Below are 13,451 nucleotides of genomic sequence, written 5' to 3'. Positions count from 1 at the left end.
GGTGGACCGCTGGGTTCAATCATGAAACCAAGCAACCAATCCGACACAGACGACCGGGCGGTGAGTCCCGTTATCGGGGTCATCCTGATGGTCGCGATCACCGTCATTCTGGCCGCCGTCATCGGGACGTTCGTGCTCGGACTCGGGGACCAACTCAACGATACTGCGCCGCAGGCGAGTTTCACGGTAGATGATGTGTCAATGAACAGTACCGCTACTGACGATGTGAATGTCAGTATCACAAAAACGGGCGGTCAAGACTTAGATCCCAGTCAGATCACAGTTTCCATTGACGGCACCAGAAGTGGAACCATCAAGAGTAATTCTACTGTTACAGATACGTGGCAAAGTGGAACCACAGCAGTTGTGAAACAGATTGGTAGCGGGTACGACACTGGTAATACCGTCGAAATCAGACTCATTCACGACCCCAGCGGAAACGTAATCTTCGAGGAGACGGCAACAGTCAGCTAGAAACCCATATCCATTCTTTAGCTGTACGTTTCTCTAGTTCTCGGACGCAGATTGTTGCCGCCAACGATTTTCTATTTACGTCCGATGAAACAGGTGTGCAAGCGGCTGGACGAGCGTAGTGGTGGTCTCGGCTTCGTGATTCGGATCAAACCATCTGATCGATCGCCGTGTTGATCGCCCGAACCGAATCAGAGACGGTCTCTTTGAGCCACACACAGACTCGTTCTGTGGAGATGTCGAGCTTCTACCCGTTACCGATTCATCCAGGATTCGAGTTTTTGGCGGCGTACTCGCGAACGCGACAGTAGTCGAGAATCCGGATACACGCGATCGCTGTTGGTCCGGGCGAAAGCCTCGGCTGTGGGTTGCGCGAGTATTTCGCACACGTCAACTGAAATTGACTTGTGCATCTAATTTTCGCACCTGATACTTATGGCAGTAACTACTTATGCAGAGCATACCTACCATATAATAACCAGCTAACCGACTGAAACGGGTGGCCGTTTCGTCGGAGGCCGCTGGGTTCAAATCATGAAACCAAGTAATCAATCCAACGCGGAAGACAGGGCAGTGAGTCCAGTCATCGGCGTTATCCTGATGGTCGCAATTACCGTCATCCTAGCGGCTGTCATCGGGACGTTCGTACTCGGACTCGGGGATCAATTAAACGACACCGCGCCGCAAGCATCATTCAGTGCGGATAATGCGTCAGGATCCGCTGACGGGGTCTCATTCGACATTGCAAAGACTGGCGGCCAAGATATTGACCCGGGCGACCTCACAGTGACCGTAGATGGTACCAGAGTCGGATCTGTGACAGACACAGCGGTTTCAACCACTGATCCGTGGCAGTCTGGAACTACGTTCTCATTCACCGACCTAACTGGCACAGATTACAGTAGCAACGCTGCTATCGAAATCAGTCTGGTCCACGATCCGAGTGGAAACACAATCTACGAAGAAACAATTTCGACCAGCTAAAACAGGTAACTGATTTTTCTTTTGCGGTATTATCGTCTTGATGTCACTTACTCCGCATCTGAGTCCGATAGTGTAATCCAACCACATCTGTGTTGAACCGCTGGTTGTCGCTGGATCTAATTCGTCGCGAGCCTCACGAACATTCGTCTCTGACTGAATGAGATGTACAAGCGCAGCGTCAATGACTACGCTCATCGGCGGATCATCCTCGGGACCGCTCGCCACAATCTCGCTCGCCTTTTTGAAGCTGCCGCTCGCGTTCGTCAATAACTTTGAGACCGGTTTGACGCCTCATTTATGTCACGTCGTATATACCGGGATCGTGATCCTGTCGTTCTGACATGACTGAACCAGTCTGTGTTGAAGTGATACTGACCAGCCGATCACGATCGCTTCGACTGTCTCCTGCGGCCCATCTGATCTCTATGTACTCGCGCGTCAATCGCGCCGACTGAAGTACATTGATCGCCGATCGTTAACAAATCGCGTCGGACCCCACCGTTTCGCGTCGATAACCCCATCTATCCTGATTTCGCCCTTATCAGATGTCGCACACGGCGTTCCGTCCCAGTCCACGAGCTTGCGTAGTGACGATATTCGACTATCTCCGATCGGTAGTGGAAGGTCGGGATTCGGCTCCTCGATCCGGTGGTGTGACAGATGCGCAGTGATTTTGAACCAGAGCCAGGCGTGCTCGCTCACACCGTTCGCTCTGCGCGACTGGCAGGGTCGCTTACCTTCGAGGCGGTTCACGTTCGAACGTCGTCCTCGAGTCGGTCGGCGTACTCGAGCCGGATCCGTCGGGCTTCTTCGGTCGAAACCTCCTCTTTTCCTTCTATCTCGTGTGATATCGGTCGATAGGAATCCACGTCGAAGCCCATCCGTTCGAGGTAGCCCCTGACTTTCGGTGACTGAATCCCGTCACGGATCGCGGCCTGGACGTACTCCGTGAGCGCGTCGAACTCGGGTAACACGATCGTATCGGCCGTCACTCTCCCCTCAGTCCCCTCGATCCGAACCTCGGTGTTTTCGAGGTGTTCGAGAATTGATGTCACGTCGTCCGCCAGGTTGATCACTTGGCTCGGGAGCGCCGTATCGGGGGCGCGCCACTCGACGGTTTCGAAGGCGCTCCGTATCTGAACGGGGGTCCACAGCGACGTCTCGGGCTCGAAACTCGCCTCCAAGCGCTCTTGGGAGATTCCCACCGCGTTGGCCGCCGTTTCGAACGCGTCGTATCCGCTCTCGAGCCGTCGTTCCCAGTCGTCGAGGCTGTCGCAGTACGGCCACAGATTGCCCTGATTCGGCACGCCGTCGTACGCCATCGACCGGTACAGCTCCGACCGGGCGCCTGATGCGAGCGGCTGTCCCTCGAAGTACGGCGACGAGTTGACCAGCGCCAGCGCCGGGTCCAGCGCAGTGAGGGTGTTGAGCTGGTCTATCTCTCGTTCGAGTGACTGCTGGATATGAATGTGCGTTCCCGCACAGTGGCGGGTATACTCGAAGCTGTCGCCGATGATTTCCTCCTGAATCCGCGTCCGGTCGCTCGGAACGTCCCGAATCTCCTCCGGACAGATCGGCGTCGCAAGCGGTACGACTCGCAAGTCGATGGCTTCGGCACGGTCAAGGACGCCCGCGATTCTGTCGCAGAGTTCGTCCCGCGTCTGATCGGTCGACTCACACGGGCTGGTTTTGATCTCCAGTATCGGTTTGATGAACTCCCGGTCGATCCCCTCCGCTCCGTCCGCGAGCGGTTTCGCGTTGGCCAGCCGACCCTCCTCGTCTACCACCCAGTATTCGACCTCGACACCACGTCGCAGTCCTCCGGATTTCTCCGTGAGCGTCGTATCGGATCCGTTGGACGTATGTTCTTCCATGGTTGGCCGTCCGAAACCCTACGCAGAGCGGTCTGTTCGTTATAACACTCGTATCCGACCGAAAGTTTCGGCTACGATCAACTTGTAGGCGGTGGCAAATCGGCATACTCGGGGTAATATCCGGGACTGACGACTCGTTTGGCGCTGTGCACAATACGCACTCTGACCGTCCCACGCGATTCGTGAGACCGTCCTGCCGCGTGCGGTTCCACGATTAAGCGAGAAGTAACTCGTGAACGCACCCGCTGTCCGGCCGTTTAGGGAGCACGCTGGACTGCTCCCCGGGTCGGGAACCGACACGTCGAGCCCGGCGGCCGAACCCCTGTAGCCCCGAATCCACGAATCGCACACCGGGCAGCGGCGAGCCCGATCGTCGTCGCCGTGAGCGCGGGCGTAGTCGCGTGGACGTCGCTCATCGCAGTCGAGACCTCGCCGCGATCTCCGGACATACTCACGTATCAGATGCCACCTTCATAACGTGCCCTACCCACTACTGGTCGCTGCTTAGCTCATCTTCGATGCACTCGGTGAACTCCTCGGCTACTTGCCACCGCCGCTGCTGGAGCGGCTGATCGAGGGTGCACAAAAGATCCACAAGTAACGGCCGATCTTACAAGGGACACGTGCTACCGCCACATAACCAAGGTATGAGTCTTCGCTAAAGGCGAATCAAAAACCGGAATTAAGAGAATAGTAGCTAATAGATCCTAACTAAGCGGTAAATATCTTTTAACATATTAGTAATACATCTGGATGAGCCGCGATGCTCGAGCGTACACGAAGTTCACACAATGAGCAATTAAATGTTTGACCAGCTATCCATCACGACTTCGAGGAATCGTTATTCAGCGATCGGCTTAGCTGTGACAATTATTTTGGCATCCATCAGCATGGGTTTTGTCCCTGCTGACATATCAGCACAAAGTGATATTCAACAAAGCCAACAAGTAGAACAGGCGGCCGGAGCTGATCAAATAATAACTGCAGAGCGGACCATAGACCAGTCCGAACTTGCTCCCGGAGAATCGACGACTGTTAGCGTTGAGATTGAATTAGATGGAGAAGGTGATCCAGCGATTTTCGAAAGATTTGATCCCAATTTCGAAGATGTCGTACTCATTGCTGCTAACCCAGATCCAATCGATCTGCTCAGCGGCTCCACTATTGACCTCTTCGCCACTTGGGAAGCTACTGATACAGCCACGCTGGAATATAAAGTGACTGTTCCAGAAGATGCTGAAATTGGTGACACTTTCACTATCAGTGGAAATGCTTCCACTATCAGTGGAGAGGGTGCGCCTAAAGATAGATCCGTGGCGATTGACGGAGACAGTCAGATACAAATCGTGGAACCCGAATTTGATGTGGCGATCACAGAGACGAACTCACCGGTTGAGGCCGGCGAGGATCTCGACGTTACCGCCGACATCGAAAACACGGGGAGTCTAGAAGCCACCCAAGATGTTACATTCAGTTTTGATGGCACCGCTGAAAGTACCGAGTCTGTAACGCTTGACGGAGGTGACTCAGAGTCGGTGACGTTCACATTCGATACGACTTTTATTCTTGCTGGTGACTATAACGTGGAAGTCGCGTCTGATGATGACCGCGATACCGAGACGGTAACGCTGACCGAAGCACCTGACGAGGCGTTCTTTGCCGTCGAATTTGACGGGTGGAACTCGCCAGTTGAGGCCGGCGAGAATCTCGAGGTGACCGCCCACATCAAAAATACGGGTGATATAGAAGCAACCCAAAATATTACTTTTATTTTCAATGACACCGATGTAAGTACCAAGTCTGTAACGCTTGACGGGGGTGACTCAGAGACGGTGACGTTCACGTTCGATACGACTGGTATCTCTGCTGGTGAGTATGAAATGGAGGTTTGGTCTGATGATGATGGCACCTTTGGACCGATCATTATCAATGATGCACCCGAGGAGGCGGAGTACGTTCTGTCGAATCTGGATCCGGCTGAGGCGACCGTAACAGTGGGGGATGACCCGATCGATGTCTCGGCCGACATCGACAACGCCGGCGACCAGACCGGCGATCAAGATATCGAATTGACCGTCACCGACGAGACGACTGGTGAGGTCGTCTACAGCGACACCGAAGCGGATGTCGCGCTTGATGGTGGTGACTCTGTGACCGTCACCTTTGAGGATGTCCCGGCTGGCGACCTCGCTCCCGGGACCTACACCCACGAAGTTTCCTCGGAAGACGACTCCGTCAACGGCTCATTAACCGTTGAGGAAGCTTCCGACGCGGGCGATGGCGATGACTCCGAGGCGGGCGATGGAGGCGAGGAGTTCGCTCTCGACGAAATCGCACAGGCGAAGTACGGTCACAACTTCGCGAATCTTAGCACTGAGACCGCCGGAGAAGTCCGGCCAATCTACAACCGCCAGCCGTTCTCCGAAGGAACGGATCCGTCCGATATCCACACCCGAGATGAGATCACCAACGATCGCTACGGCTACGACTTCAGCGACGTGAGCCGCGAGACGACGATCGAGATACAGAACGACTACGACGCACAGTTCGGTGAGCTCCCGTCCGATCCGGCGTTCACCCTTGACGAGATCGCACAGGCGAAGCACGGCCACGACTTCGCGAACCTCAGTACAGAGACCGCCGGAGAAGTCCAGACAATTTACAATCGCCAGCCGTTCCCCGAAGGAACGGACCCGGCCGATATCCACACGCGGGATGAGATTACCAACGACCGATACGGATACGATTTCAGTGACGTGAGCCGCGAGACGACGATCGAGATACAGAACGACTACGACGCACAGTTCGAGGAAGATAGCTAACTCAGGACACCGACGCTTCGGCTTTCGTATTGTATGCAGCGTTGCTTTCGCTGTCAGTGAGCTGTGATCTGTTGGATCTGGTCACCGAGCAAGCTGACGACGAGATCGTGTTTCCACCGGAACGCTGGGCGGCGACCTTCCGGTCGCACGCCCAGCTCGTTCTCCACGAACTCCGTGAGTATCCTGGCTACTCACTACTGCCACTGTTGAAGCGGTCGATCGAAGACGTACAGACGATCCACAAGCAACGACCAATCTTACAAGAAACGCTTGCTACCGCTACGCAACCCAGGTGTGAGGCCTAGCTGAAGACGAATGGCCGTGCCTATCGTAGCCGGTCAACGTGCCGGCGACGGAGCGAACGGGACCACGGAGGGAACGACTCGAACGGAGTGAAAGGAGTGGACTCGCGGGGGCTTTAAAAAGGAACCAGACGTGCCCGCTCGTCGAGATGTTCGCTCCGCTCACACCTCGCATCGCTCGCTGTGCGCGACTGGCAGGGTTCAAATCCCCACTCGTTGCAGTGTTGCGCCGCTCGCGATTTGCTCGCGGCGCAGAATTATGGACTCGCGGGGGTCCCGTGAGCAGAGCGAACGGGACCAAGCGAGGGAACGACTGAACGAACGAAGTGAGTGAAGAAGTGGACTCGCGGGGATTTGAACCCCGGGCCTCTTCCTTGCGAAGGAAGCGATCTGCCGCTGATCTACGAGCCCGCACCCGGAACCAATCGCCGTTCGTATTTGTACCTTACCTTTCGACGACCTGCACGCGGGTCGTTCTCACTCGCGCGTTGGTCTGATGGCACCACAGCTCGCAACGATGACCGCCGATACCGACGGGGTTAGGTATCGGGGCCCTCGTAGTTTTTGCAAGTGCAAGGGCCTCCGATCGACAGACTCCACTTCAAACCCAAGTAACGTTTCTGAGATCTATCTCACATCCGTTACTCTTTTGCGTGCGGGCGACTCAGATACGAACATGGCAGAAGCGACGTCGACGGCGGACCCCGACCCGGCCGCGATCGCGGCCCTGAAACACGTCGGGCTCGTCGGCGGCCTGACCGAGACGAAGGTGCCGTGTGCGGATCTCGGCGACCGGCTCGACGCCTCGACGCAGACCGCCTCCCGGCGGCTCCAAACCCTCGAATCGGCGGGGTACATCGAGCGCGACGTGGTCGGCGACGGCCAGTGGGTTCGCGTCACCGACGCGGGCGAGGCGGCGCTCCGCGCCGAGTACGCCGACTACCGCCGCCTGTTCGAGACCGACGTGGAGCTCATGCTCTGCGGGGCGGTCACCGGCGGAATGGGCGAGGGACGCCACTACATCACCCTGTCCGGCTACGCCGAGCAGTTCCGAACACGCCTGGGCTACGAGCCGTTCCCGGGCACGCTCAACGTCGACCTCTCGGAGGAGAGCGTCCGCCGGCGCGGCGAGATGGCGGGCATTGACGCGGTCCCGATCGACGCGTGGGAGGGCGAGGACCGCACCTACGGCGCGGCCTCGTGTTACGGCGTCACGCTCGTCGCCGGCGGCGATCGCTACGAGGAGGTCCACGCGATCGTCCCGGACCGAACCCATCACGACGACGATCAGCTCGAACTGATCGCCCCCGATCGGCTCCGCGACGCGCTCGCCCTCGACGACGGCGACGCGGTCGAGGTCCGTGTAGCGGCCACGAGCCGAGCGGACACGCCCGACAACGAGGCGGAGACGGAGACGGAGGTCGCCTGATGCGCGCCGACGCCGACGCCGAGGCTGACGCCGTCGAGCGCGCGCTCGACGCGTTCCGTGCTGGCGACCCGGTCTGCGTCCACGACTTCGCGGACCGCGAAGGCGAGACGGACATCGTCTACCCGGCCGGCACCGTCGACGAGACCGCCGTCGCCCACATGCGAAACGACGCGGGCGGACTGATCTGCGTCGCTGTCGCGGACCCCGTTGCGGACGCGTTCGGTCTCCCGTTCCTCGCGGACGCGCTCGACCACCCCGCGGTCAACGACGACCCCGAGTACGACGACCGCTCCTCGTTCTCCCTCCCCGTGAACCACCGCGAGACGTTCACCGGGATCACCGACGAGGACCGCGCGCGCACCATCGTCGAACTCGCGGCGTCCGCCGCCGCCGTCGACGCCAACCCCGGGGGGTACGCCCCTGAGGACTTCGCATCGGAGTTCCGCGCGCCCGGCCACGTTCACGTGTTGCGGGGCGCTCGCGACGGGCTCGGCGGCCGGACCGGCCACACGGAACTCGGGCTCGCGATGGCCGAGGCGGTCGACGCCGCCCCCGCCGCCGTGGTCTGCGAGATGCTCGACGACGAGACGGGCGCCGCGCTGACGCCCGCAGACGCCGAGGCGTACGCCCGCCGGCGCGAAATCCCGTACGTCGAGGGCGCAGCGCTCGTTGAGGCGCTCAAGTGACCGAACGCGGTGCGGTGGCGCACGCCTCCGAGCGCCCTTATAAGGGCGCGAGGAGCCCGTGCGAGGGAGTCGCTGGCACCCGAAGCGAAGCGGAGGGCGCCAGCGACGAGGCTGGGGAGGTGTGAGGTGCTGTGCTGTGCGGTCGGGGCGGGACTCAAAGGGGCAGTCGCGAGGACGGCGCAGGCGACGTAAGCACCGCAGGGAGTGAGCGGAGCGAACGACCGAGGAGCGCAGCGAGCGTGCGCCGTCCTCGCGGCTGGGGCTTTGGAGTGGTTCACCGTTGATCCTCGATCAGTCGGTTATAACCGAGCGGCTGGGGCTTTGGAGATGTTCACCGCCGATCTCCGATCGATGGTTTATAAGCTATCAACTGGAACGTGGCCAGTGACTTGTCCGTAATAGTCGCGTCCTCCGCATGTCACACTTTTAAGCCCGATCACCGCAACCTTCGATCATGGGATTCGACGAGATGGACGTCGACACGATCTGGAAGAACGGCGAGTACCTCGACTGGGAGGACGCGACGACACACGTGCTGACACACGCGCTCCACTACGGAAGCGGCGTGTTCGAGGGCGTCCGCTGTTACGACACCGAGCAGGGGCCGGCGATCTTCCGGTGGGACGAACACCTCGACCGGCTGTTCGACTCCGCGAAGATGTACGACATGGAGATCGAACACTCCCGCGAGGAGATCACCGAGGCGACCCTCGAACTCCTCGACCGGCAGGACCTCAACTCCGCGTACGTCCGACCGATCGCCTACTACGGGTACGACTCGCTCGGCGTCTCGCCGAAGGACTGCCCGACCGACCTCGTCCTCGCGGCGTGGCCGTGGGGCGCGTACCTCGGCGAGGAGGCCTTAGAGGAGGGCGTCGACGTGATGGTCTCCTCGTGGCGGAAACACGCCTCCTCGCAGGTGCCGACGAACGTGAAGACGACCGGCCTCTACGTCAACTCCATGCTCGCGGGCGAGGAGGCCCGCCGGAACGGCTACGTCGAGGCCATCGTCTTAAACAAGGAAGGGAACGTCGCCGAGGGGCCGGGCGAGAACATCTTCATGGTCAACGACGGCGAGATCTACACGACAGGGCCCGCGCAGTCGATCCTCCAAGGGATCACTCGCGACACCGTCATCGAACTGGCGGAGGAGCGCGGCTACGAGGTCCACGATGAGGCGGTTATCTCCCGCGGACAGCTGTACACTGCCGACGAGCTGTTCTTCACCGGCTCCGCCGCCGAGGTCACCCCGATCCGGTCGGTCGACGACACGGAGATCGACACCGGCACCCGCGGCCCGGTCACCGAGGAGCTGCAGAGCGCCTTCTTCGATCTGGTGGAGCGCCGGACAGACGACCACGACGACTGGTTCACCTACGTGTAACCGAGGGCTCGGTCACTGTCTCTGCTCTCCCCGCCCCGATCAGTCGCCCTCACCGGCCCCGTCCGTGGACGGGCGCTCGGACTCGCCCGGCGTCCCGTCGGTGCGGACGCCGCCGACGCCGCCCGGTCGACCGGTGGTACCCTCCGGCGGCGACTCCTCCTCGACCGGGACCTGATGTGCGGACTCGGCGAACCCGGCCGAGAGCACGCGAGTCATCCCCTCCTCGACGGTCTCGCCGGTCTCCTCGACGCGCTCCGGCTCGACCTCGATGACGAAGCCGGTGGTGATGTTCGGTGCCGTCGGCATGAATAAGACGATCTTCCCGTCTCGGGTCTTCTTGCCGGTCCGGAACGCCGTCATGCGGATCCCCGGCCACGTCTCGATGTAGACCGGGCTCTGGAGCTCGTCGGTCCCGGAGACGGCCGTTTCGATCGCGAGTTTCGAGGCGTTGTACACCACGCGCAGCGCCGGGATCCGGTTTATGGCTCCGTCGACGGCGGACTCCGCCAGCCGACCGAGCGTCGTCCGCATGAAGTAGCCGACCGCGAGGACGACGGTCGCGAACACCGCGAGCGCGATGATGACGCGGGAGATCGGCTCCAGCGGACCGGGGATAACTGCCGGCTGAAGCCCCTCGATCAGCGGTATCGAAGCGATATAGCGGTAGATCCACTGGATGACGAGGAGCAGGACCAACAGCGGCGCCAACACGATGAGCCCGCTGGCGAAGTCGCGTTTCCACGTGGACATCTATCGAGTTGGTATGTGACGGCGACCCTTAAGAGGGCTTCTACAGGACCGCACGGACACGGTCACTCGGCTCGCGTGCGAGCCGTAAGAATCGGTCACTGTCCGAGCACCGCCCGCAGCGCGAACGCCAGGTTCTGTCTGCGCTCGCGGATCCGCCGGTAGAAGTACGAGAGCCACTTGGTCCCGTACGGGGCGTACTGGGCCACCGGGACCCCCTGCGCGGCGAGGTCGCGCTGGGCGTCGTCGCGGACGCCCATCAGCAACTGGACCTCGTAGTCGGTCTCGTGTTCCCGAGCGAGTCGGTCCGCCAGCGAGAGCATCGCGGGGTCGTGGCTGCCGACAGCGACCCCTCGGTCTCGCTCCTCGAACAGGAAGTGCAGGTCTTCGCGGTACGCCCTGTCGACTCGCGACTTCTCCCGATACGCGATCGACGCCGGCTCGTCGTACGCCCCTTTCACGAGTCGGATCTTCCCGGGCACGTCGCGGAGGCGGTCGAGGTCCTCACGGGTCCGTTTGAGATTCGACTGGACGCACTGCCCGACGCTCCACGGGTACTCCGCCGCGATCGACTCGAAGGCGTCGAGCGTCGCGTCGGTCGTGTCGGCGTCCTCCATATCGCACCAGACGAACGCGTCCAGCTCGTGAGCGCGGGCGACGATCTCGCGGTAGTGCTCCTCGAAGAGGTCGTCGGACACGCCGAGTCCGATCTGGGACGGTTTCACCGAGACGCAGGCGTCGAGGCCGCTGTCGGCGATGTCTGACAGCAGCGAGAGGTACGCGTCGGTGTCGGCGCGGGCGTCGGCGGAGTCGTCGTAGTGTTCGCCGAGCAGGTTCAGGATAACGGCGACGCCGTCCTCGTTGCGCGCTCTGGCGTGTTCGATGGCTTCCGGGACGCTCTCGCCCGCGACGAACCGCCGCGCGATCGGAGGAATCATACGTCCTACTCGGAGCGGTAGCGACTTGATTGTTGTCGCCCCGGGCGGTATCGGGGCTACCCGGATCCGGGATTTATATACCCTCGACGGGCGACGGTCGGGTATGATCGGTTCGCTCGTCGCGACCGCGTTCTGGGCGATGTTGCCCGCCTACGTGCCGAACAACGCCGCGGTGATCGCCGGCGGCGGCCGCCCCATCGACGGCGGTCGGGAGTGGCGGGGCGCCCGCCTGCTCGGCGACGGCAAGACGTGGCGCGGCACCGCGGTCGGCACCCTGGCGGGAGTCGTCCTCGCGCTCGCGCTCAACGCCGTCGCGGAGCCAGCGAGCGCCGCGCTCGGGGTCGACCTCCCGACGTTCGCGCTCCCGGCCGCGTTCGCGCTCGCGTTCGGCGCGATGTGCGGCGACATCGGCGCCTCCTTCCTCAAGCGCCGATCGGGTCGCGAGCGCGGCGCGGCGTTCCCGGGCCTCGACCAGCTCGACTTCGTCGTCGTCGCGCTCGCCGCCGTCTTCGTCGTCGACACCGACTGGGCGCTCTCGGTGTTCACGCCCTCCGTCCTCGTCGTCGTCCTCGTGATGACGCCGATCCTCCACGTCGTCACGAACGTCGGGGCCTACGCGCTCGGGCTGAAGAACGAGCCGTGGTAAGGGCCTATTTCTCGTAACTCGTCCACACGAGACATCCGCTTGCTGTAGCTTTTTGCGCCGACGCACACAACCGATCGACAGATGACTCCTCAACTCGACGAGATCGACCTCGAGACGGTTCCGCTCGGTCGAACCGGCCTCCGGACGAGCGAGCTCCAGCTCGGCACGTGGCGCTTCGGTCGCGTGACCGAAGCGGGCAACGTGGAGATCGACGAGACCCGCGCCCACGAGCTGCTCGACGGCTACGAGGCCGCCGGCGGGCGCTACATCGACACCGCCGACGTGTACGGCGGCGGCGACTGCGAGCGCTGGATCGGCGACTGGCTCGGCGAGCGCGACCGCGAGCGCTACACGATCGCCTCGAAGGTGTACTGGCAGATCCGCGACGGCGACCCGAACAGCCGCGGGACGAACCGCAAGAACGTCCGCCACCGCGTCGACGCCCTCTTAGACCGGCTCGACACCGACTACGTCGACGTCCTCTACATCCATCGCTGGGACGACGAGACGCCGGCCCGCGAGCTGATGAAGACCCTCAACGGGCTCGTCGAGTCCGGGAAGGTCCACTACCTCGGCGCGTCCACGCTCCGCCCGAACGCCTGGAAGGTCGCCCGCGCTAACCAGATCGCCCGGAACGAGGGGTGGGAGCCGTTCTCCGTCCTCCAGCCGCGCTACAACCTCGTCGACCGCGAGGTCGAGGGCGACTACTTGGAGTTCGCGCGCCAGCAGAACCTAGCCGTCTCCCCGTGGAGCCCGCTCGGACAGGGCTTTTTGACCGGGAAGTACGACCGCGACGAGGACCTCCCCGAGGAGTCGAAGGCCGCCGAGTCGAGCCGCTTCCAGGAGGCGTACCTCACCGAGGTGAACTTCGACCTCCACGACGAGCTCGACGCCGTCGCCGCCAAGGTCGACGCGACCCCCGCCCAGACCGCGCTCGCGTGGCTCGCCGGCCGCGACGGCGTCACCGCCCCGATCGTCGGCGCGCGCACGACCGACCAGCTGGCGGAGAACCTCGCGGCCGCCCGGATCGATCTGTCCGACGAGCAGGTCGACCGGCTCACCGCCGCGAAGCCCGGTCCGTACGACGGGCTTTGACATCCTCCCCGCGCTAAAGCGCGAGGATTCCTCCGTTGGGGGTTCGGCTACCGACCCACGGAGGCAACTTGCG

Annotated in this window: 12 protein-coding genes, 1 tRNA gene and 2 pseudogenes; 10 read left to right on the top strand and 5 right to left on the bottom strand. The window is 61.6% G+C overall.

Annotated elements, in window-relative coordinates; translation table 11 throughout:
• The first annotated feature begins 21 nt into the window (after nt 1-21).
• Both ACNS88_RS04875 and ACNS88_RS04870 read left to right on the top strand, forming a co-directional pair.
• The gene (locus tag ACNS88_RS04875; RefSeq protein WP_435094470.1) at nt 22-474 is read left to right on the top strand and encodes a type IV pilin domain-containing protein; all 453 of its coding nucleotides are present in this window, start codon (nt 22-24) and stop codon (nt 472-474) included.
• 531 nt (nt 475-1,005) lie between these two features.
• Nucleotides 1,006-1,455 (top strand): type IV pilin domain-containing protein, encoded by a 450-nt coding sequence (locus tag ACNS88_RS04870; protein ID WP_435094468.1) that lies wholly within the window; start codon nt 1,006-1,008, stop codon nt 1,453-1,455.
• Nucleotides 1,456-1,498: 43 nt separating this feature from the next.
• On the opposite strand, the pseudogene ACNS88_RS04865 reads toward ACNS88_RS04870, so the two are convergent.
• Together ACNS88_RS04865 and ACNS88_RS04860 are read right to left on the bottom strand one after the other, a co-directional pair.
• A pseudogene (locus tag ACNS88_RS04865) lies at nt 1,499-1,750 on the bottom strand (DUF7386 family protein).
• 454 nt (nt 1,751-2,204) lie between these two features.
• Complete coding sequence (locus ACNS88_RS04860) at nt 2,205-3,329, bottom strand: glutamate-cysteine ligase family protein (RefSeq protein WP_435094466.1); 1,125 nt, start codon at nt 3,327-3,329, stop codon at nt 2,205-2,207.
• A gap of 803 nt (nt 3,330-4,132) precedes the next feature.
• Between ACNS88_RS04860 and ACNS88_RS04855 the strand changes: the two genes are divergently transcribed.
• Both ACNS88_RS04855 and ACNS88_RS04850 read left to right on the top strand, forming a co-directional pair.
• Nucleotides 4,133-6,151, top strand: coding sequence for a COG1361 S-layer family protein (locus tag ACNS88_RS04855; protein WP_435094464.1), 2,019 nt, complete (start codon nt 4,133-4,135; stop codon nt 6,149-6,151).
• A gap of 26 nt (nt 6,152-6,177) precedes the next feature.
• Nucleotides 6,178-6,456: pseudogene (locus ACNS88_RS04850) on the top strand (IS4 family transposase); the annotation flags it as partial.
• 336 nt (nt 6,457-6,792) lie between these two features.
• Here the strand turns inward: ACNS88_RS04850 and ACNS88_RS04845 are convergent.
• A tRNA-Ala gene (locus tag ACNS88_RS04845) sits at nt 6,793-6,864 on the bottom strand.
• Between the two features lie 265 nt (nt 6,865-7,129).
• On the opposite strand from ACNS88_RS04845, the gene ACNS88_RS04840 reads away from it, so the two are divergent.
• From ACNS88_RS04840 to ACNS88_RS04825, 4 genes are all read left to right on the top strand, one after another.
• On the top strand, nt 7,130-7,882 hold the full coding sequence (locus ACNS88_RS04840; protein ID WP_435094462.1) for a DUF120 domain-containing protein: 753 nt from the start codon (nt 7,130-7,132) through the stop codon (nt 7,880-7,882).
• Nucleotides 7,882-8,568, top strand: a complete 687-nt coding sequence (ribB, locus tag ACNS88_RS04835; RefSeq protein WP_435094460.1) for a 3,4-dihydroxy-2-butanone-4-phosphate synthase — start codon at nt 7,882-7,884, stop codon at nt 8,566-8,568. Before ACNS88_RS04840 ends, ribB begins: the two co-directional genes overlap by 1 nt.
• Nucleotides 8,565-8,693 (top strand): hypothetical protein, encoded by a 129-nt coding sequence (locus tag ACNS88_RS04830; protein WP_435094459.1) that lies wholly within the window; start codon nt 8,565-8,567, stop codon nt 8,691-8,693. Before ribB ends, ACNS88_RS04830 begins: the two co-directional genes overlap by 4 nt.
• Nucleotides 8,694-9,022: 329 nt before the next feature.
• Nucleotides 9,023-9,952 (top strand): branched-chain amino acid transaminase, encoded by a 930-nt coding sequence (locus ACNS88_RS04825; RefSeq protein WP_435094457.1) that lies wholly within the window; start codon nt 9,023-9,025, stop codon nt 9,950-9,952.
• A 39-nt stretch (nt 9,953-9,991) separates the two neighbouring features.
• Here ACNS88_RS04825 and ACNS88_RS04820 read toward each other — a convergent pair whose 3' ends face one another.
• Both ACNS88_RS04820 and ACNS88_RS04815 read right to left on the bottom strand, forming a co-directional pair.
• A complete protein-coding gene (locus ACNS88_RS04820; protein WP_435094455.1) occupies nt 9,992-10,702 on the bottom strand; it encodes a DUF502 domain-containing protein in 711 nt (236 codons plus the stop codon).
• 95 nt (nt 10,703-10,797) lie between these two features.
• Nucleotides 10,798-11,637, bottom strand: a complete 840-nt coding sequence (locus tag ACNS88_RS04815) for a proline dehydrogenase family protein (protein WP_435094453.1) — start codon at nt 11,635-11,637, stop codon at nt 10,798-10,800.
• Between the two features lie 103 nt (nt 11,638-11,740).
• On the opposite strand from ACNS88_RS04815, the gene ACNS88_RS04810 reads away from it, so the two are divergent.
• Both ACNS88_RS04810 and ACNS88_RS04805 read left to right on the top strand, forming a co-directional pair.
• A complete protein-coding gene (locus ACNS88_RS04810; RefSeq protein WP_435094451.1) occupies nt 11,741-12,283 on the top strand; it encodes a CDP-2,3-bis-(O-geranylgeranyl)-sn-glycerol synthase in 543 nt (180 codons plus the stop codon).
• An 81-nt stretch (nt 12,284-12,364) separates the two neighbouring features.
• Nucleotides 12,365-13,378, top strand: coding sequence for an aldo/keto reductase (locus ACNS88_RS04805; RefSeq protein WP_435094449.1), 1,014 nt, complete (start codon nt 12,365-12,367; stop codon nt 13,376-13,378).
• The last annotated feature ends 73 nt before the right edge of the window (nt 13,379-13,451 follow it).

The sequence above is a fragment of the Halorubrum shenae genome (assembly GCF_051194165.1).
In the GTDB taxonomy this organism is placed as follows: Archaea; Halobacteriota; Halobacteria; order Halobacteriales; family Haloferacaceae; genus Halorubrum.
This window is presented reverse-complemented; position numbering and strand designations above follow the sequence as displayed.

Bases quoted from the DNA above. Each gene is read 5' to 3' on its own strand.
- ACNS88_RS04875 (WP_435094470.1), top strand. From the start codon at position 22: ATGAAACCAAGCAACCAATCCGACACAGACGACCGGGCGGTGAGTCCC.
- ACNS88_RS04870 (WP_435094468.1), top strand. From the start codon at position 1,006: ATGAAACCAAGTAATCAATCCAACGCGGAAGACAGGGCAGTGAGTCCA.
- ACNS88_RS04860 (WP_435094466.1), bottom strand. From the start codon at position 3,329: ATGGAAGAACATACGTCCAACGGATCCGATACGACGCTCACGGAGAAA.
- ACNS88_RS04855 (WP_435094464.1), top strand. From the start codon at position 4,133: ATGTTTGACCAGCTATCCATCACGACTTCGAGGAATCGTTATTCAGCG.
- ACNS88_RS04840 (WP_435094462.1), top strand. From the start codon at position 7,130: ATGGCAGAAGCGACGTCGACGGCGGACCCCGACCCGGCCGCGATCGCG.
- ribB (WP_435094460.1), top strand. From the start codon at position 7,882: ATGCGCGCCGACGCCGACGCCGAGGCTGACGCCGTCGAGCGCGCGCTC.
- ACNS88_RS04825 (WP_435094457.1), top strand. From the start codon at position 9,023: ATGGGATTCGACGAGATGGACGTCGACACGATCTGGAAGAACGGCGAG.
- ACNS88_RS04820 (WP_435094455.1), bottom strand. From the start codon at position 10,702: ATGTCCACGTGGAAACGCGACTTCGCCAGCGGGCTCATCGTGTTGGCG.
- ACNS88_RS04815 (WP_435094453.1), bottom strand. From the start codon at position 11,637: ATGATTCCTCCGATCGCGCGGCGGTTCGTCGCGGGCGAGAGCGTCCCG.
- ACNS88_RS04810 (WP_435094451.1), top strand. From the start codon at position 11,741: ATGATCGGTTCGCTCGTCGCGACCGCGTTCTGGGCGATGTTGCCCGCC.
- ACNS88_RS04805 (WP_435094449.1), top strand. From the start codon at position 12,365: ATGACTCCTCAACTCGACGAGATCGACCTCGAGACGGTTCCGCTCGGT.